The sequence below is a fragment of the Streptomyces sp. NPDC035033 genome (assembly GCF_040636735.1).
Classification (GTDB): Bacteria; Actinomycetota; Actinomycetes; order Streptomycetales; family Streptomycetaceae; genus Streptomyces.
This window is the reverse complement of sequence record NZ_JBEZUZ010000012.1, coordinates 16,985-34,685: the sequence shown is the minus strand read 5'-3', so window position 1 is coordinate 34,685 and position 17,701 is coordinate 16,985. Positions and strand designations below refer to the sequence as shown.

14 protein-coding genes are annotated in these 17,701 nt (G+C 74.9%); 6 read left to right on the top strand and 8 right to left on the bottom strand.

All coding sequences use genetic code 11. The features are described from left to right. Nucleotides 1–11: 11 nt before the first annotated feature. Nucleotides 12–584, bottom strand: a complete 573-nt coding sequence (locus AB0E83_RS07840; protein ID WP_362107507.1) for an antibiotic biosynthesis monooxygenase — start codon at nucleotides 582–584, stop codon at nucleotides 12–14. 52 nt (nucleotides 585–636) lie between these two features. Further along, a complete protein-coding gene (locus AB0E83_RS07835) occupies nucleotides 637–978 on the bottom strand; it encodes a GNAT family N-acetyltransferase (protein WP_362107504.1) in 342 nt (113 codons plus the stop codon). A gap of 412 nt (nucleotides 979–1,390) precedes the next feature. Between AB0E83_RS07835 and AB0E83_RS07830 the strand changes: the two genes are divergently transcribed. Further along, nucleotides 1,391–2,881 (top strand): DHA2 family efflux MFS transporter permease subunit, encoded by a 1,491-nt coding sequence (locus tag AB0E83_RS07830; protein ID WP_362107501.1) that lies wholly within the window; start codon nucleotides 1,391–1,393, stop codon nucleotides 2,879–2,881. Between the two features lie 94 nt (nucleotides 2,882–2,975). On the opposite strand, the gene AB0E83_RS07825 is transcribed toward AB0E83_RS07830, so the two are convergent. Both AB0E83_RS07825 and AB0E83_RS07820 read right to left on the bottom strand, forming a co-directional pair. Then, entirely contained in the window at nucleotides 2,976–4,106 is a 1,131-nt protein-coding gene (locus AB0E83_RS07825) for a lytic polysaccharide monooxygenase (RefSeq protein WP_362107498.1), read from the bottom strand. 175 nt (nucleotides 4,107–4,281) lie between these two features. Continuing rightward, nucleotides 4,282–5,427: a cellulose binding domain-containing protein gene (locus AB0E83_RS07820; RefSeq protein WP_362107495.1), complete on the bottom strand. Its 1,146-nt coding sequence runs from the start codon at nucleotides 5,425–5,427 to the stop codon at nucleotides 4,282–4,284. A gap of 891 nt (nucleotides 5,428–6,318) precedes the next feature. Here AB0E83_RS07820 and AB0E83_RS07815 point away from each other — a divergent pair. Then, nucleotides 6,319–7,617: a substrate-binding domain-containing protein gene (locus AB0E83_RS07815; protein WP_362107492.1), complete on the top strand. Its 1,299-nt coding sequence runs from the start codon at nucleotides 6,319–6,321 to the stop codon at nucleotides 7,615–7,617. A gap of 98 nt (nucleotides 7,618–7,715) precedes the next feature. Then, on the top strand, nucleotides 7,716–10,127 hold the full coding sequence (locus AB0E83_RS07810) for a polysaccharide lyase 8 family protein (RefSeq protein ID WP_362107489.1): 2,412 nt from the start codon (nucleotides 7,716–7,718) through the stop codon (nucleotides 10,125–10,127). A 12-nt stretch (nucleotides 10,128–10,139) separates the two neighbouring features. Here the strand turns inward: AB0E83_RS07810 and AB0E83_RS07805 are convergent, their stop codons facing one another. The 3 genes from AB0E83_RS07805 to AB0E83_RS07795 all read right to left on the bottom strand — a co-directional run bounded on the left by AB0E83_RS07805 (nucleotide 10,140) and on the right by AB0E83_RS07795 (nucleotide 13,577). Then, entirely contained in the window at nucleotides 10,140–11,456 is a 1,317-nt protein-coding gene (locus tag AB0E83_RS07805; protein WP_362107486.1) for a cytochrome P450, read from the bottom strand. Between the two features lie 52 nt (nucleotides 11,457–11,508). Continuing rightward, entirely contained in the window at nucleotides 11,509–11,916 is a 408-nt protein-coding gene (locus tag AB0E83_RS07800; protein ID WP_362107483.1) for an FKBP-type peptidyl-prolyl cis-trans isomerase, read from the bottom strand. Between the two features lie 122 nt (nucleotides 11,917–12,038). Continuing rightward, a complete protein-coding gene (locus tag AB0E83_RS07795; RefSeq protein WP_362107480.1) occupies nucleotides 12,039–13,577 on the bottom strand; it encodes an FAD-dependent oxidoreductase in 1,539 nt (512 codons plus the stop codon). Between the two features lie 420 nt (nucleotides 13,578–13,997). Between AB0E83_RS07795 and AB0E83_RS07790 the strand changes: the two genes are divergently transcribed. Together AB0E83_RS07790 and AB0E83_RS07785 are read left to right on the top strand one after the other, a co-directional pair. Next, a complete protein-coding gene (locus tag AB0E83_RS07790; protein ID WP_362107477.1) occupies nucleotides 13,998–15,269 on the top strand; it encodes a globin domain-containing protein in 1,272 nt (423 codons plus the stop codon). A gap of 107 nt (nucleotides 15,270–15,376) precedes the next feature. After that, the gene (locus tag AB0E83_RS07785; RefSeq protein WP_362107702.1) at nucleotides 15,377–16,084 is read left to right on the top strand and encodes a pyridoxamine 5'-phosphate oxidase family protein; all 708 of its coding nucleotides are present in this window, start codon (nucleotides 15,377–15,379) and stop codon (nucleotides 16,082–16,084) included. A gap of 87 nt (nucleotides 16,085–16,171) precedes the next feature. On the opposite strand, the gene AB0E83_RS07780 is transcribed toward AB0E83_RS07785, so the two are convergent. Then, complete coding sequence (locus tag AB0E83_RS07780) at nucleotides 16,172–16,657, bottom strand: VTT domain-containing protein (protein WP_362107474.1); 486 nt, start codon at nucleotides 16,655–16,657, stop codon at nucleotides 16,172–16,174. A gap of 482 nt (nucleotides 16,658–17,139) precedes the next feature. On the opposite strand from AB0E83_RS07780, the gene AB0E83_RS07775 reads away from it, so the two are divergent. Continuing rightward, complete coding sequence (locus AB0E83_RS07775) at nucleotides 17,140–17,502, top strand: DUF1304 domain-containing protein (RefSeq protein ID WP_362107471.1); 363 nt, start codon at nucleotides 17,140–17,142, stop codon at nucleotides 17,500–17,502. The last annotated feature ends 199 nt before the right edge of the window (nucleotides 17,503–17,701 follow it).

The window sequence follows — 17,701 nt, the reverse complement described above, 5'->3', positions numbered from 1 at the left end:
CGCCCGTGGCGTCACGGGGCGAGCCAGCGGCGGAGGAGTCTGCTGGCGGCCGGCATCGCCGCGTACGTCATGAGGACGTTGAAGACGCAGGCCGTGACGGCGCTGCTGAGGAGGAGGGGGAGGCCGGTGAGGTGGGGCAGGAGGAAGAGGCCGCCGAGGACGGAGATCGGATAGACGGCGAGGGTGGCGCTGATCGCCATCTTCCACCGGGGCGGCGCGGGCCGGGTGGAGCCCGGCTTGGCGAACCAGGTCTCCATGCCGGTCAGTCGCCGCCGGGCGATCTCGGTGTGGTGGTGCCCGGAGCAGTCGGCGAACCAGGCCGCGCGCTCGGGCGACTCCTGCCAGGCGCGGCAGGCCGCGGCGTCCCGGAAGCGGTGGACGAGGAACCAGGGGGCGTCGCCGCCGGTGGAGCGGAAGAGCCCGTACCCGAGGTGGCCGGGGAAGGTCGCCGCGGTGTCGAGGATCCCCTTCGCCCACCGCTCGAAGGCGGCCTCGTGGCCGGGATCGACCCGGCGGGCTATCAGGAGGGTGACCTCGCCGGTGTCGGCGGGGACGGTGGCGTGCTCAAGACTGGCCGCGGTCAAGACGGACTCCTCGTGATCTCGCCGCGCCCCCGCCCACTCTACGGGACGGGCGTCAGCGCCCCAGCCGGGCGTCGAGCCAGGTGAGGACCTCGGGGGTCACCGGGTCGGTGATGTCGGCGAACTCCTCGTGCTTCTTGAGGAACTTGGCGACGTACGGGCAGACCGGCACGATCCGCATCCCCGAGGCGCGCACGTCGTTCAGCGCCTGCTCGACGAGGATCCCGGCGAGCCCCCGCCCCGCGTGGGCCTCGTCGATCTCGGTGTGGAAGAAGACCCGCCGGTCGTCGCGGTCGCGGTACGCGGTCAGGCCGGCGCGCTCGCCGTCGACGAGGATCTCGTAGCGGTGGCGGGCGTCGACGCGACGGACGACGGGGGCGGTGGTCTGCTCGCTCACGATGGCTCTCCTGGTGCGTGGGGGCGTGACGGTGACGGGAGGATCCTTCCCCGCCGCATTTAGTTGCGTGTTCAACTATTATGAGGGGCGCCGCCCCCGGCCGCAAGCCACGACGACGACCCGGCCCCGGCCCGTCGCCGCGGCCGGCCCGCCGTCGCACCCCGCGGGGCTGCTCGGCGCGCAGGGCGGTGACGGTTCCGGCCCGGGCGGCTCCCTCCGTATTTCGCCGGCCGAACGGGTCGGGCAGTTCCGCACTTCGCCGGCCGAGCGAGGCGGGCCCCGGCCGTTAAACGGGTTGAGTCCCGGTGGCGGCACGGGGAGGATCGGGGCACACCGATGAGTTCTTCCCGGCGCCGCGGTCCGTCCTCGTGAACCGCTCCGAGCGGAGGACCCCCACACGACGGAAGGCGCCATGTCCGCACCCCACGCGACGCCCACCCTCCCACCCGCCCGTGTCACCGCCGTGCTGCGGATCCTCGTGCTGTCCACCTTCGTCGTCCTCCTCAACGAGACGATCATGGTCAACGCGATCCCGCGGCTCATGCGCGAGTTCGAGGTCGGCGCGGCGGCCGCGGGGTGGCTGTCCACGGCCTTCATGCTCACCATGGCCGTCGTCATCCCGGTGACGGGGTGGTTCCTCCAGCGGGTGACGACCCGGACCGCCTTCGGCCTGGCCATGACGCTCTTCCTCGCCGGCACGGCGCTGGCCGCGGCCGCGCCCGTCTTCCCCGTGCTGCTGGCCGCCCGGGTCGTCCAGGCCTGCGGCACCGCCGTCATGATGCCGCTGCTCATGACGACGCTGATGACCCTCGTGCCCCCGCACGACCGCGGCCGGGTGATGGGGAACGTCACCCTCGTCATCTCCGTCGCGCCCGCCCTCGGCCCCGCCGTCTCCGGCGTCCTGCTGGAACTGGGGACGTGGCGCCTGCTGTTCCTGGCCATGCTGCCCATCGCCGGGGCCATGGCCCTCTTCGGCCGGCGCCACCTGGTCGACGTCGGCGAGCCGCAGGCCGGCCCCCTCGACTGGCTGTCCGTCCCCCTGGCGGCGGTGGGCTTCGGCGCCCTCGTCTACGGTCTGAGCGGCCTCGGGGCCGAGCAGGCGGCCCAGGCGCCCGTGCCCCCGGCGGTCACGACCCTGGCCGGCGGGGTGCTGGTCGGCCTGTTCGCCTGGCGGCAGCTGGCCCTGCAGCGCTCGTCCGCCCCCCTCCTCGACCTGCGCACCCTGACCTACCGTCACTTCTCCGTGGCGCTCGGCCTGTTGTGCCTGTCCTTCATGGCCCTCATGGGCGCGTTCATCCTGCTGCCGATCTACCTCCAGGAGGTGTCCGGCCTGACCTCGCTCCAGACCGGGCTGCTCCTCATCCCCGGCGGCCTGACCATGGGCATGCTCGGACCGCAGGTCGGCAAGGCGTACGACCGGCTCGGCGCGCCCCGCCTCGTCGTCCCCGGCGCCCTGCTCACGGCGGTCTGCCTCGCCCTCTTCGCCCTCACCGGCGAGGGGACCTCGCCGTGGCTGGTGCTCGCCCTCCACGTGGCGCTGAGCGCCGGCATGGCGTTCGTCTTCACCCCCGTCTTCACCTCCGGCCTGTCCGTGCTGCCGCCTCACCTCTACCCCCACGGCTCCGCCGTCCTGGGCTCCCTCCAGCAGGTCGCGGCCGCCGCCGGCACCGCCCTGGCCATCGGCGTCATGACGGGACGCACCGCCACGGCGGCGGCCGGCGGCGCCGACGCCACCGGCGCCCTGGCGACGGGCGTCCGGTGGGGATTCGGCGTCGGCGCCGTGATCGGCGGACTGACCGTGCTGATCGCCCTGTTGGTCCGCACCCCGCCGCAGCAGCCCGCCGAGCCGAAGGACGGGGACGGCACCACCCTGGACAAGGACACCGCGGCCCCCGCCCACTGACGCCGGCCCGCCGGGGCCGGGATCTCCTCCCGCGAGGGGCCGTCTCCCGTACGGCACGGGAGACGGCCCCTCGCTCAGGAACCGGGGAGAAGCGTCACGGGGTGACGCAGACGAGGGAGCCGACCGGGTGGTTGTTGCCGGTCGAGGTCGCCGTGAACCCGAAGGTGACGCTGCCGTCCGGCGGGACGGTCCGGTTGTGGTCGACGTTCCTGACGGTGAGCGTGCCGTCGGTGCCGGAGGTCAGCGCGCCGTTCCACAGGCTGCTGACGCGGGTGCCGGCGCCCGGGGTCCACCGCACGGCCCAGCCGTCGCGCGCCGTCGTGGTGTGGTTCATCACCTCGACGGATGCCTGGAAGCCGCCGTTCCAGGAGTTGACGACGGTGTAGACGGCCATGCAGCCGGTGTGCGGGTCGGTCGGGGTCGGGGTCGGTCCCGTCGGGGTGGGGGTCGGTCCCGTCGGGGTGGGAGTGGGAGTGGGCGTGGGGGTCGGGGTGGGAGTGCCGCCCGCGCCGCGGATGCCGGTCACCTCGCCGTTGCCGCCGTCGAAGACGATGTCGGAGCAGGAGAAGAAGTTCTCCTGGCTGTCCGAGCGGACCCACTGGATGAAGAGCACCGCGTCACCCGAGCGGCCCGAGGGCAGGCTCAGGTCCCAGTAGTAGTGCCCGCCGTCCGTGCCCGGCGAGCCCGTCTGCGGCGGATCGGTGACGGTCTGGATCAACTCCAGGTCGTCCCAGCCCAGTTCGGTGGCGGGGGAGTAGCCGGGCTTGGAGAGGTACACCCGGAAGGAGCCGGGGTGGGCGGCCCAGTTGCTGTGCTTGACCTGGATGGTCCGCCCGGAGGTCAGGTGCGTGCGGGGCCAGTCGGTGCGGGCCGCGTTGTAACCGCTGAAGTCGTACGGCGACCGGTCGCCGGCGCTGCACAGCGTGCCGTCCGGCACGTAACCGGCGCCGCGTCCGCCCGCCTGGGAGTCGAGCACGGCGAACCAGTTGTACAGCGAGTTCGGTCCGCTCTCGGCGAGCGCCGCCTCGCACGCGGGGTTGGTCGGGTCCAGGCTGCCGGTGTTCGTCTTGGCGTCCAGCCAGCAGAGGTACGTGCGCGATCCGGGCGTCATCGTGACGCCGTGCGCCTGTGCGCTGCCCTGGCCCAGCAGGGTCAGGCCGATTCCGGCGAGCAGGGTCGCGAGCACCGCTGCCAGGGAGGCGAGTCGCTTCTTGCGTCCAGCCATCGTGTCTCCTGTGTGTGGGGTGGTGCGTCCGTTCGGTGTTCTCCTCGTGTGCTGTCCGTCGGGTGACGGGCCCCGCCCCTCCGGGACGGCGAGTCACCGGACGGGCGGGGCGTCTCGGGGGGGGGAAGGGGTGGAGGGGAGGAGGGGGAGGAGGAAGGGCGGATCGGCGCGGGGCTCAGGTGCAGGCGGTGCCGTTGAGGCTGAACCCGGACGGCGGGGCGAACGTGCCGCTGTACGTGCCCTGGAAGCCGAAGCTCTGGCTGCCTCCGGCCGGGATGCGCGCGTTGTGGCCGAGGGCGGTCGCCGTCACGGTGCCGGAGGACGGCGAGACCGTCGCGTTCCACGCGGTGTCGATCCGGTGCCCCGCGGGCAGGGTGAAGGCCAGCTTCCACAGGTCGACGGGGGCGGTGCCGGTGTTGGTGACGGTGACGCCGGCGGTGAAGCCGCCGGTCCACACGCTGGGGGTGAACGCCACCGAGCAGGCCGTGGCGGGGCCCGGTTCGCCGGGGCCGGGCTCGCCGGGGCCGGTCGGCGGGGTGCCGAGGTTCACCGCCGAGGAGAAGGAGTTCACCGCGAGCCCGGTGCCGTTCTGCCACGGCTCGAAACCGGCCTGGACGCTCGTCAGGTACCAGTCGTTCCGGGCCATGCCGCGGGAGACGGTCTCCCGGACGAAGTCCATGACGTCGAAGCTCCAGTCCGCGAGGGCCGACGGCGCGACGAAGGAGATGACGTCGTTGGAGCCGTTGCTGCCCGTCCACACCTGCCAGGAGCGCCCGCCCACGGTGGCGGTGCCGACCGGCGAGCCGATCGGCTGGACCGGGCCGGTCCTGTGGAACCAGATCATGATCTCGGTCCGGTTCACCCCGTCGGTCCGGGGCGTCGGGTCCAGCCAGATGTCGTACGAGGCGTTGTAGACGGCGTCGCCGACGAAACCGTACGAGATGCTGCTGGGGGCCCCGGCGATGCCGTCGATCCGCGCCGGGAGGGCGGTGCCCGGTGAACAGCGGGTGTAGTGGCAGCCGTTGAAGAGCGACGGGTAGGACTTCGGGGGACCGTCGGTCGGCACGGCCCCGTCGGCCCGGGTCACCCGGAAGCCCGTGTCGGAGGCGGTGACGCACTGGGCCGCGCCGGTGCCCCAGCGGTTGTTCTGGACGACGTACCGGCCCTGGATTGTGGCCGCGCCGTACTGCTCGCAGATCAGGGTGTCGGCCCGGGCCGCGGGCGCGGTGCCCACGAGGGTCGCGACCACGGCGGCGAGGACGAGGAACAGCGTGCCGAGTGCGCCGAGCGGGGATCGGGGGCGAGGGGACAGGGCTCGCATGCGGGACCTCCCGGGGAGGGTGACCTGTGGGGGCTCAGGGAAGCGGAAGCGTCTCCCGACCGACGGCTCTTTCGTTTGGGAGCGCTCCCACGGGGTGGCGCTGGGCGGAACTGTAGGAGTTGGAGAGGGACATGACAACCCGTCGGGAAGGTCTCGTCTTCACCGCCCGGCCGCGACCGCTCCCTCCGTGCCGGGGAGGGCGGCGGACGGGGTGTCCGCGGAGGCGCGGCCCCGGAGGCGTCGAGCCCGTCGGCGAGGTGCGGGAGCACCGGGCCGTGGACGCGGGTCCGAGCGGCGGTCGCCGGCGCGGACGGCGTGGTCGGTGCGGTCGGTGCCGTCGGCGCCGGGAAGGACGGCGTGGAGGCCGCCCAGGCCGTACCAGGCCGTACCAGGCCGTCCAGGCCGTACCGGGTGAGGGCGGAGGTCGCGGCGACGCTCTCCTCACCGGCCGGGCCGCGGGGCCCGGCGAGCGGGACGCGGAACCGGGCCGGGCGGTCGCTGGCGAACCGGACGCGGGCCACGGCGGCCGCGGCCGGGGCGCCCGGGGTCGAAGGGGCGGGACGGGCCGTCTCCGGGCGCTCGGCGAGTTTGTAGCAGCCCTCGGTGGTGATCACGGCAGCTCTCGGCGGCGATCGCGGAGACGAGTGCCCCGCGTGCCGCGCGGGGGCGGTGAGGGGCGTCCGCCCGGACCCCGGCCCGGCACGGGACCGCGCGGTGGGAACCCCGCGCCGCCGTCCCCCGGAAGGCGCTTCCGCCACCGCCGTCGCCCGGGCCCGGCCGGGGCCCGATCTCACCGGGCGGTCGGTATCCGGTCGGTATCCGGCCGGTGACCGGTCGGCGCGTTGGCTACGCTGCGGCCGCGGGGGAGCGGCGGAGCGAGGGGCGGCACCGATGCGGGAGAGCGTGGAGCGGCGGCACCGCCGGATCCTTCGGGTGGTGCGGGAGCGCGAGAGCGTGCGGGTCGGTGAACTCGCCGCGCTCCTCGGGGTGTCCGTGGAGACCGCCCGGCGGGATGTGGCCGCGCTGGCCGCCGTGGGGCGGGTACGGCGGCTGCACGGCACCGTCACCTGGCCGACCGCGCCGCTCAACGCCCGCGACGCCCGGCTCGCCCGCCGGAGCGCGCCCCGGGCGGCCGGCGGCCCGGTGCTCGGCATGGTCGTGCCCGTGTCCGACTACTACTTCCGGGCGGTCGTCCAGGGCGCCCGGCAGGCCGCGGCCGACGCCGGCGCCCGCCTGTTGGTGGGCGTCACCGACTACTCGGCGGACCGCGACCTCCAGCACGTCGCCACACTGCTCGCCGCGGGCGCCGACGGCCTCCTGCTCACCCCCAGCTGGTCCGTCGACGGCCCCACCCGGGAAGAGGCCGCCCGTTTCGCCGAACCCCCGCTCCCCACCGTGCTCGTCGAGCGCCGGATCCCCCTCGGCGTCCCCGGGGCCCAGCTCGACCGCGTCGTCTCCGACCACGCCTGCGGGGCCGCCCTCGCCGTCCGGCACCTGGCACGCCTCGGCCACCGGCGGGTCGCCCTGCTGGCCCGCCACACCCACACGCGAGCCGCGGTGCGCACCGGCTACCTCTCCGCGGTCCAGGCCCTCGACCTGCCCGACGACGACCTGTCCCCGCCCCCGAACGGGCCGTGGGGGCACCCCGACGACAGCGCGCGGGAGCGCCTCCTCGCGCTCATCGGGACGGGTGAGGTGCGCGCCGCCCTCGTCCACACCGACATCGACGCACTCAACCTCCTCCAGTGGCTGACCGCGCACGGCGTGCGCGTCCCCGACGACTTCGCCCTCGTCTGCCACAACGACGAGACGGCCGCCCTCGCGGACGTCCCGCTGACCTCCGTCAGCCCCGCCACCTTCGCCGTCGGCGAAGCCGCCGTCCGCCTCCTGCTCCGCCGCTTTGAAGACCCCGACGCGGCCCACTCCGCCGTCGAATGGCTCCCGAGGCTCGTCGTACGGGACTCCTGCGGCGCCGGCCGGAAGGCCGACGGGCCCGGACGGAAAACGGACGGCTCCGGTCGGAGGACCGGCGGGCCCGGACGGGAGGCTGACGGGTCCGGTCGGAAGACTGATGCGTCCGGACGGGAGACCGACGGGCCCGGACGGAAGACCGACAGACCCGCCCGGGAGACGGACGGGCCCGCCCGGAAGACCGACGGCGCCAAGTCACCGCCCCGGCCCGCTTCCTGACCGAAAACTGCCCGATCCCGTGCCGTCCCTTGACGGGCAGAAAGCGCTTGCGGAGGCTGCCTTCCACACACCCTCCCTCCGCGAAGGCTGGTTCCCCCATGGGCTCTTCACTGCGTCGACGTACCTTCCTCCAGGCGGGCGGAGGAGCCGCGCTGGCCCTCGGGCTCGTCGGTGCCGCGGCCGTGCCGGCGGGCGCCGAGGAGGGGGAGGCACAGGAGTTCGCGGCGCTGCGCGCCACCTGGCGGGAGCTCCTGCTCGGGACGGGGTTCAGCCCCACCGCCGAGCCGTTCCGGACGCTCCTCGCCGACCTGGGCGGGGCCGCCCGGGCCCATCTGGCGGCGATGGCGCCCGCGGACGGGTCGCTGTGGCCGGACGCCGTGTGGAAGGACCCGGAGCCGGACACGGACGCGGAGTCCTACGGCTTCTCGGCGATGATGAACGAGAGCTTCAACCGGCTCGGCACCCTCGCCCAGGCGTGGGCGCAGCCCGGCACCGGGCTGACGGGGGACCCCGCCGTGCTGGAGGCCGTGCTCACGGGCCTGGACCACGTGTACACGCGGGTCTACAACGAGCGCACGACGCGCTACGGCAACTGGTGGAACTGGCAGATCGGCGGCCCGCAGGCGCTGATGGACACCTGCGTGCTGGTCCACGAGCACCTGCCGGCGGACCGGATCGCCGCGTACTGCCGGGCCGTCGACCACTTCGTGCCCGACTCCGTCTTCGACTCCTACACCGGCACCTCCACCGGGGCCAACCGGGTCGACCTGTGCCGCAGCGTCGTCCTGCGCTCCCTCGTCGGCGAGAACGCCGACCGCCTCGCGCGCGCCGTCGCCGCGCTCGACCCCGTCTTCCCCCACGTGACCGGCGGGGACGGCTTCTACGCCGACGGCTCCTTCATCCAGCACCGCAACGTCCCCTACATCGGCGGCTACGGCTCCGTCCTCCACGACGGCGTCGGACGCCTCATGGCCCTGCTGCGCGGGTCCCGGTGGCCGGTGGACTCCCCGGACGCGCAGCTCTTCCTGGACACCGTCGACGACGCCATCGCGCCCTTCGTCCACAACGGCCTGATCATGGACAACGTCTCCTCGCGCGGCATCAGCCGGGCCGGCACCTCCGACCACACCAGGGCGCACGCGCTGCTCGCCTCCATCGTCCTCGTCGGACGGGGCGCGAGCCGGGAGGAGAACGCCCGCTGGCGCGCCATGGTCAAGGGCTGGATGCTGCGCGACCACCACGCCCCGCCGCTGAGGAACCCGAAGCTGAGCCTGGTCCGCGCCGCCCTGCTCCAGTCCCTCCTCGACGACGCCTCGGTCGCCCCCGCGCCCGAACCGGTGGGGCACCGGCTGTTCCACCACATGGACCGGGTCACCCACCGCCGCCGGGGCTGGTGCGCCTCGGTCTCCATGGCGTCGCGGCGCATCGCGCACTACGAGTACGGCAACGGCGAGCACGCCCGCGGCTACCACACCGGCGCCGGCTGGCTCTCCTGGTGGGGCGACGACTTCGGCCTGGACCAGTACTCGGACGCGTACTGGCCGACCGTCGACCCGTACCGGCTCCCCGGCATCACCGCCTCGCGCAAACCGCTCGCCGACGGCGAGGGCGGCAACTGGGGCCAGCCCGTGCCCGCCGCGGAGTGGGTCGGCGGCACCACCGACGGCGAGTTCGGCGCCACCGGACAGCACCTCATCGGGCTCTCCTCCACGATGAACGCCAGGAAGTCGTGGTTCTGGCTGGACGACTCCGTCGTCTGCCTGGGCGCCGGCATCACCTCCGCCGACGGCCACGCCGTGGAGACCACCGTGGACAACCGCGCCCTCGGCACGACGGGCGCGCCCGCGCTCACCGTCGACGGACGGATCCAGCCGACGGAGCAGGGGTGGCGGCGGACCTTCGAGAACGCCGGCTGGGCGCACGTCGAGGGCCACGCCGGCTACCTCTTCCCCCAGGGGCTGGACCTCACCGTCCTGCGCGAGGAACGCACCGGCGCCTGGCGGGACATCAACGCCGGCGGCCCCACCACGCCGCTCACCCGCCGCTACCTCACCCTCTGGACCGACCACGGCACCGACCCGGCCGGCGGGGACTACGCCTACGTCCTGCTGCCCGGCGCGAGCGCCGCGACCACCGCGCGGCGCGCCGCCGACCGGGGCCGGCTGCGGATCCTCGCCAACACCGGCTCCCAGCAGGGGATCCGCGCACCCCGGCTCGGGCTCACCGCGGTCAACTTCTGGGCCGCCGGCACCGTGGGCCCCCTCACCGTCGACGCGCCCGCCTCCGTCCTCGTCCGCGAGCACCGCGACGGCACCGCGACCGTCGTGGTCTCCGACCCGGCCCGCCGGGCCGGCTCCCTGGAGGTCACCTGGGCCAAGCGGGTCTCCGCCGTGCTCTCCGGGCCCGCCACCGTCACCGCCGTCAGGACGGGCGCCACCCTGGGACTCGTCTTCGGCGACCTCGCCCGGACCGCGGGCGCCCCGCAGCGGATCCGAGTCCGCCTCGGCTGACGGCCGGGCCGCCTACCGCCCCACCACGGGCACTTCCAGCGGCGCCCGGAACGACAGCAGGCCGAGCAGAGGCGGCTCCGCGGCGGCCGGCCGGACGCCGGGAAGGGCGCGCGCCGCCGCCCGCAGGGCCACCGTCGCCTCGGTGCGCGCCAGGGACGCCCCCGGGCAGCGGTGCCGGCCGGCGCCGAAGGCCAGGTGGTGGCGGATGTTGGGCCGGTACGGGCACATCGCCGCCGGTTCCGGGAACACCTCCGGGTCGGACCCGCTGCCCATCAGCATGAGGAGCAGCGGGGCCCCGGCCGGCAGGCGCACCCCGCCCAGCGAGGTGGCCCGCGCGGTGACCCGGCGCCACGTGGTCACCGGCGGTTCCCGGCGCAGCACCTCCTCCACCCACGCCTCGGCGAGCCCGGCCTCCCCGGCCACCCGCGCCCACAGGCCCGGCTCCGCGGCCACGCGGCGGAGCACCGTGGCGATGAGCTGGCCGGTGGTCGACTGGCCGGCGATGAAGACGAAGAAACAGGCGGCGACCGCCGTCCTGACGTCCAGCGGCTCGCCGTCGGGCAGCCGGTGGCGGCGCAGCGCCCCGATGAAGGAGTCGGCGGGCACCGTGCCGCTCCGGACGGTCGCGGTGAGCCACCGGTGGAAGTCCGCGACGAGCTCCGCCAGTTCGAGCTGCCGCTCCGGGGACGGCCTGCCGTAGAACAGCTCCAGCGAGGCGTCGCTCCAGCGGATCAGCGTCGCCGGCTCGACGCCCTCGATGCCGAGGAGTTCCATCAGGACCCGGCACGGAAGGACCTGCGCGTACGAGGCGAACAGGTCGCAGGCGCCGCCGGCGTCGAGCGGGGGCCGCAGCCGCGCGAGCAGTTCTCCGGCGATCCGCTCGATCACGGGCACGGCCTCCTCCACGCGCCGCGCGTGGAAGAAGCGGGTGACCAGGCGGCGCAGTCCCGCGTGGCTCTCGGCGCCGTTGTTGGCGAGCGCGGGCGGGAGCGCGAAGCCCGCGCGGGCGAGGATCCTGAGCACGGGGACGGGCAGCGGGGTGACGGCGTGCTGGGCGTTGTCCGGCAGGAACTCCTCCGGTTCCAGCAGGACCCGCCGGACGTCCTCGTGCCGGCTGACCAGCCACAGCCCGGTCCCGGGGTCGTGGTGGACGGGGGACGCGGCCCGCAGGAGGTCCAGCCAGGGGTACGGGTCCCGGACGAAGGGCTCGCCGAACACGTCGAGCAGGCCGAGCGGATCGGGGGTGCCGGGGAACGCGGGACCGGCTGCCGAGCGGTCCCGGGCCGCTCCGGTGCCGGGCGGGAACGCCTCCAGGGCCGGGGAAGTCACCGCCGGAAGCTAACACGCGCGCACCGCGGTCCCGGCCGGGATGTGCCCGGCATCACTGCGCGGTGCTCCACCCGGTCGTGCCGGAGTACACGTCGACCAGGTCCACCACGAAGACCAGGGTCGAGTGCGGCGGGATCAGCGGCGAGGGCGACTGCCGGCCGTAGCCGAGGCGCGGGGGAACGACGATCTCGCGCCGGCCGCCGACCCGCATCCCCCGCACGCCCCGGTCCCAGCCCTTGATGACCTTGCCGCCGCCCAGGGCGAACTTGAACGGCTCGCCCCGGTCCCAGGAGGCGTCGAACTCCTTCCCGGACCCGAAGGTCACCCCGACGTAGTGCACCTTGAGCACCGTGCCCGGCTTCGCCTCGGCCCCGTCCCCGACGACCAGGTCCCGGACGGTCAGTTCGGCGGGGGCGTCCCCCTCCGGCACGCGGACCTCGGGCTTCGCCGGTTCACCCATCACGACCTCATCACTCTCCGCCGGAAGCCCGCGCGCGGGCGGCCGGACACACGGACCCTTCCCGCAGCCTACGGTCACGTCGCCCGGGAGGCCCCGCCCGGGGCCGGACGCCGGCCGTGCCGTCAGCCGTCCCCCTCGGTCCCGGGGAGCGCGCGCGGTTCGAGCGGGCGGAGGGCCGGGCCGTGGAGCACCGAGCCGTCGACGGCGAACCGGGAGCCGTGGCAGGGGCACTCCCAGGCGCGCTCGGCGTCGTTGAAGAGGACCAGGCACCCCAGGTGGGTGCAGCGCGCGGAGACGGCGTGCGGGACGCCGTCCTCGTCGCGGTAGACCGCGCAGTGCCGTCCTCCGGCGCGGACGAGGGCCCCGGTGCCGGGCGCGATCTCGTCGACGCCGTCGACGTGGGAGGAGGGGAGCCGGTCACCGACGAAGTGCTTGAGCACGGAACCCTGCGCCTTCAGCAGGGCCGGAGCCTCCCGGAGGTGGAGGCGCCGCGGGTCGTAGAGGGAGGCCCAGGGCGGCGCGTCGCCCGTGATCAGCGCGCTGAGGAGCCGGCCGGACATGACGCCGTTGCTCATCCCCCAGCCGCCGAAACCGGTGGCCGTGTACACGTGCCGGGAGCCGGGACGGAAGGGCCCCACGAAGGGGACGCCGTCCGTGGTCGCGTTGTCCTGGGCCGCCCACCGGTGGGTGATCCGGGCGTCCGGGAAACGCTCCGCGGTCCACGCGGCGAGCCGTTCGTGGCGCGCGCCCACGTCCCCCGCGCCGGGCTCGAACTTCTCTCCGGTGACGATGAGCAGCCGCTCTCCGTCGCCGTACGGAGCGGTACGCACCGACCGGGTGTTCCCCTCCTGCGTCAGGTACGCGCCCCGCGGATCCCGGTCCGCCGGCAGGACGGCCGCGACCACGAGCTCCCGGTGCGGGACGAGCCGGGAGAACAGCAGGGCCCGGTCGAAGACGGGGTAGTGCGTGGCCACGACGACGTCCCGGCACACGACCTCGTACCCGGCCTCGGTGGTGAGGCGGCAGGGCTCCCCCTCGTCCAGCGAGACGACCCGCGTCCGTTCGTGCACGCTCCCGCCGCGGGCGACGAGGTCGGCGACGAGCGCCAGCAGGTACTTGCGCGGATGGAACTGCGCCTGGTGCTCCACCCGCACGGCGCCCGCCACGGGGTACGGCAGACCGGTGTCCCGGACGAACGAGGCCTCCAGGCCGGCCTCTCGGGCCGCCTCGGCCTCGGTCCTCAGCGCGTCGACCGCCTCCTCGGACTCCGCGTAGACGTGGGCCGGGACCCGCTCCAGCTCGCAGTCGACCCCCAGCTCCGCCGCGACCCGGCCGACGTGCTCGACGGCCTCCTGCTGCGAGCGCGCGTAGTGCCGGGCCCCTTCCGCGCCGGACGCCCCGCGCAGCCGGTCGTAGAGGAGGCCGTGCTGGGCGGAGAGCTTCGCGGTGGTGTACCCGGTGACCCCCGCGGCCACACGGTCGGCTTCGAGCAGGGCCACCCGCCGCCCCGCGCGGGCGAGCTCCCAGGCGGTGCAGATGCCGGCGACACCGGCGCCGACCACCGCCACGTCGACCTCCAGGCCGTCGCCGAGGGCGGGGTGGACGGGTCCCTCCGCGGTCTCCATCCAGTAGGACTCTTCCGTGCCGGGCAGATGCGTCATGGCGGTGCTCTCCACTTCCGTGCGTGTCCGCGGGGCGGGCGGTCCTGGGACCGCGGCGGCGCCGCACCGGCCCCGTGCCCCGTGCCCGCCGCCCCCGTCCCGGCGCCTGCCCCGTGATCCGGCTTCCAGCCGCCCTCGTACGCCTCGGGAGCGGACCGCCGTGTGCCGGGGAATTCCCGGAAGGATGTGGAGGAATTCTGGCGGTCGCGTGACTTTTTCCGTCGATCATGTGCGGACAATAGATCGTCGCATGCGTGTTCCCTTCCCTGTACTTGCGAGTAACGGGCCTCTGACCTGCTGAAACGCTGTCGCCGGAGGGGTCGTGGCGAATACCCCGCCGCTTCAGGAAGGCGATGTATGGTCGGGCCGCCCCGGTACGGGTGGACGTGAAGGCGAGGAAATTCGAGGCGAGGCACAGCAATGGGAGATCCGACGACTCCGGCGGCCGACGGAGCGGGCGAAGGCGGGGGCTGGTTCGCCCCGAGGCCCCACCGGACGCCTCAGAACGCCCCCGCGGCCCGGGGATTCCCCGGACCGGACGGGCCCGCCGGGACCGGACCCTCGGACACGTCGGACGCGGCCCTCCTGCGCCGCACCCTGGCCGAGATCGAACCGATCGCCGACCGGGTCACCTCGTACTTCTACGCCCTGCTCTTCCTGCGCCACCCCGACCTGCGGGAGCTCTTCCCCGCGGCGATGGACACCCAGCGGGACCGCCTCTTCAAGGCGCTGCTCACCGCCGCGACCCACGCGGACGACCCCGCCGCCCTGACCGCGTACCTCACCCACCTCGGCCGCGGACACCGGAAGTACGGCACCCGCCCCGAGCACTACCCGGCCGTCGGCGAGGCCCTGATCGGCGCCCTCGCCCGGCACGCCCCCGCCGTCTGGGGACCGAGGGCCGAGGCCGCGTGGGTGGCCGCCTACACCACGATCTCGCAGATCATGATCGACGCGGCGACCGAGGACGAACTCCGCTCGCCCGCCTGGTGGCGGGCGGAGGTGGTCGCCCACGAGACGCGCACCCCGGACATCGCGGTCGTCACGGTCCGCCCCGACCAGCCCTACCCCTTCCTCGCCGGGCAGTACACCGCCCTGGAGACCCCGTGGTGGCCGCGGGTCTGGCGGCACTACTCCTTCGCCTCCGCGCCCCGCCCCGACGGGCTGCTGTCCTTCCACGTCAAGGCCGTCCCGGCGGGCTGGGTCTCCAACGCCCTCGTCCACCGCGCCCGCCCCGGCGACGTCCTGCGGCTCGGCCCCCCGGCCGGCTCCATGACCGTGGACCACAGCACCGACAACGGGCTGCTGTGCCTCGGCGGCGGCACCGGCATCGCCCCCATCAAGGCCCTCGTGGAGGACGTCGCCCGACACGGCCGGCACCGCACCGTCGACGTCTTCTACGGCGCCCGCGAGAACCACGGCCTGTACGACATCGAGACGCTGCTCCGGCTCCGGCAGGCGCACCCCTGGCTCTCGGTCCGGCCCGTCCTGGACGACGGCCCCGGCGGCCTGCCCTCCGGGGGCCTGCCCGACGCCGTCCGCGAACACGGCCCGTGGCACACCCACGACGCCTATCTGTCCGGCCCGCCCGGAATGATCCGCCGCGGTGTCGAGGCCCTGAGGGGCGTCGGCATCCCCACCCACCGCATACGACACGACTCCCTAGAGGAACTGGCCGGGGCGACGACGTGAGCACCTTCCCGCAGGATCCGAGCACCTCCGAGCGGACCGGGCGACGGCCGGCGCCCCCGCGCACCACCCGCCCGGGCAGCGACGGCGAACACCTCGTCCAGTGGCGCCTGGGCACCACCGAACGCGCCGACCGGTTCTACGCCGAACAGGTCCTCGACCGGCTGAACCCCCGGATGCGCGCCTTCACGGCACGGCAGGAGATGTTCTTCCTGGCCACCGCCGACCGCCACGGAGCCTGTGACAACACCTTCCGCGCCGGCCCGCCCGGCTTCCTCCACGTCCTCGACGACACGACGCTCGCCTACCCCGAGTACCGCGGCAACGGCGTCCACGCCAGCCTCGGCAACATCGAGGAGAACCCGCACGTCGGCATCCTGATGGTGGACTTCCTCCGCGACCGGATCGGCCTCCACGTCAACGGCCGGGCCAGGGTGGTCGCCGACGACGAGATGCGCCGCGCCCGCCCCGACGCCGGACTCGCCGTCGACCCGGTGCCCGGCCGGCGGGCCCTGGTGTGGGTCGAGATCGCCGTCGACGAGGCGTACATCCACTGCGCCAAGCACATCCCCCGCCTCCAGAAGGTCCCGGCCCGCGACGGCGGCCGGTCCTGGGGCACGGACGACGTCAGGCGCAAGGGCGGCGACTTCTTCGGCGCGGCCGCCGCCGCCCCGGAGCGCGGCCCGTTCGTGCCGCCGCCCCGCGCCGACCCGGCGACCTGGCGCGCGGCGGCCGAGACGGTGCTGGCGAAGGCCGGTTCCGTGGCCGGCGCGGGGGAGTTCAGCGGCTGGTTCAGCCGCGGCACCGGCCCGCGCTGAACCGCGCGGCCCCCGCACGCGCGCCGCGCCCGGGGCACGGGAGGCACGGAGGCCCGGGACGACGCCGCGCCCGGCCGGTCCCAGGGGTCAGGAGTCCCCGGCCCCGGTTCCGCCGGAGGGCGGGGCCGCCCTCTTCCGGCGGCGGTGCACCACCACTCCGCACGCGGCGAGGACGAGGGCGGCCACGGCGGACGCGCCGAGCGCGGGCCGCTCGGCGAAGAGCCTCCCCAGCACCTCGACCACGCCGACCCCCGCGGTCGCGTAGATCAGCGCCCAGGCGGCTCCGCCCACGAACAGGGCGGGGAGGTAGCGCGACAACGGCATGCGCGCGCTGCCCGCGAGGAAGTTGGCGGCCGTCTGGAAACCGAAGGTGAGGAAGGAGACGGCCACCACCGGCGCGCCCCACCGCTGGATCGCCCGCTCGGCGCGCAGGAACTTCGGCGACGAGACGCGGTCGGCGAACCTGCTCCGGCGGGCACCGGCGCCCGCGAGCCGGCCGACGGCGAACGTCCCCCCGGCCCGGAGCAGCACGATGACGTACAGGGCCCCCGCCGTGAGCGCGATCTCATCCACGGCGCCCCACCCCGCGCTCCGGTCCCGGATCCCGGACGCCGTTCACCGGCGCGGGACCGTCGCCCCGGCGGGCGCACGACACGCGAGCCCGGTCACCGTCTCTCACCTGTGCCCCGCCTCCGCCCGTTCCGTCATGGAGCCCGCCCGCGGGACCGGAGACCGGACCCACCGTCAGGCAAGGCAAGCCTAACCGGACGCGCGTGCGGCGTGGGGCCGCCCCACGTCGGACGGGCCGTGGGGCGACCCCGCCCGGCGCGGTCGCGGCCGCCCCGGAGAAGGCGGCCACCAGCCGTCGAGCGGTCCGGCCGGCCCCGTGGGACGGCCGCCGGGACCGGCCGGAGCGGGCGGCGGCCCGGGTGTACCGGGCCTTTGTCTCCCGGGGGCCGGGCCGCGTCGTGGCCGGCCTGCGCGCGGTGACCGCGCCGCGCGACCGCGACGGGCTTCCCCGGCGGGTGCGGGCGCCGTGTGTGAGTCTGGTGCCCATGTCGATCGTCGCGACCGTCGTGGTCCTGCTCGTCGCCGCGCTCCACGTCTACATCCTGGTCCTGGAGATGTTCCTGTGGACCGGTCCGCGGGCCCGGGCCGCGTTCGGGACCAGCGCCGCGTTCGCCTCCGAGACGAAGGCGCTCGCCGCCAACCAGGGGCTGTACAACGGCTTCCTCGCCGCCGGGCTGGTGTGGGGCGCGGTGGCCGCCGACCCCGTGGGCTTCCAGGCGAAGGTGTTCTTCCTGGTGTGCGTGGCCGTGGCGGGCGCGTACGGCGCCGCCACGGCCGACCGGAAGATCCTCTTCGTGCAGACCGTTCCGGCACTGGCCGGCCTGGCGCTGGTGCTGGCCGCCCGCTGAGCGGGGCCCGCGGGTTCCCCTCCGGCCGCTCGATGCCCGCCCGCGCGTGCGCGGCGGGCATTATACGCTTCCGTGCCGACATTTCACCCTTTCCGGTATTTTTCTCACAGAAAAGGGTGGATTGTTCCCTCTGGGGCGCTTAGCGTGGGTGCAGGCAGTAATTCGAATGCATATTCGACCCGAGGGCGGTCGTGCGGGG

Excerpts from the sequence above, each read along its gene's own strand:
- AB0E83_RS07810 (WP_362107489.1), top strand. The coding sequence starts at position 7,716 with ATGGGCTCTTCACTGCGTCGACGTACCTTCCTCCAGGCGGGCGGAGGA.
- AB0E83_RS07815 (WP_362107492.1), top strand. The coding sequence starts at position 6,319 with ATGCGGGAGAGCGTGGAGCGGCGGCACCGCCGGATCCTTCGGGTGGTG.
- AB0E83_RS07825 (WP_362107498.1), bottom strand. The coding sequence starts at position 4,106 with ATGGCTGGACGCAAGAAGCGACTCGCCTCCCTGGCAGCGGTGCTCGCG.
- AB0E83_RS07795 (WP_362107480.1), bottom strand. The coding sequence starts at position 13,577 with ATGACGCATCTGCCCGGCACGGAAGAGTCCTACTGGATGGAGACCGCG.
- AB0E83_RS07790 (WP_362107477.1), top strand. The coding sequence starts at position 13,998 with ATGGGAGATCCGACGACTCCGGCGGCCGACGGAGCGGGCGAAGGCGGG.
- AB0E83_RS07775 (WP_362107471.1), top strand. The coding sequence starts at position 17,140 with ATGTCGATCGTCGCGACCGTCGTGGTCCTGCTCGTCGCCGCGCTCCAC.
- AB0E83_RS07800 (WP_362107483.1), bottom strand. The coding sequence starts at position 11,916 with ATGGGTGAACCGGCGAAGCCCGAGGTCCGCGTGCCGGAGGGGGACGCC.
- AB0E83_RS07820 (WP_362107495.1), bottom strand. The coding sequence starts at position 5,427 with ATGCGAGCCCTGTCCCCTCGCCCCCGATCCCCGCTCGGCGCACTCGGC.
- AB0E83_RS07830 (WP_362107501.1), top strand. The coding sequence starts at position 1,391 with ATGTCCGCACCCCACGCGACGCCCACCCTCCCACCCGCCCGTGTCACC.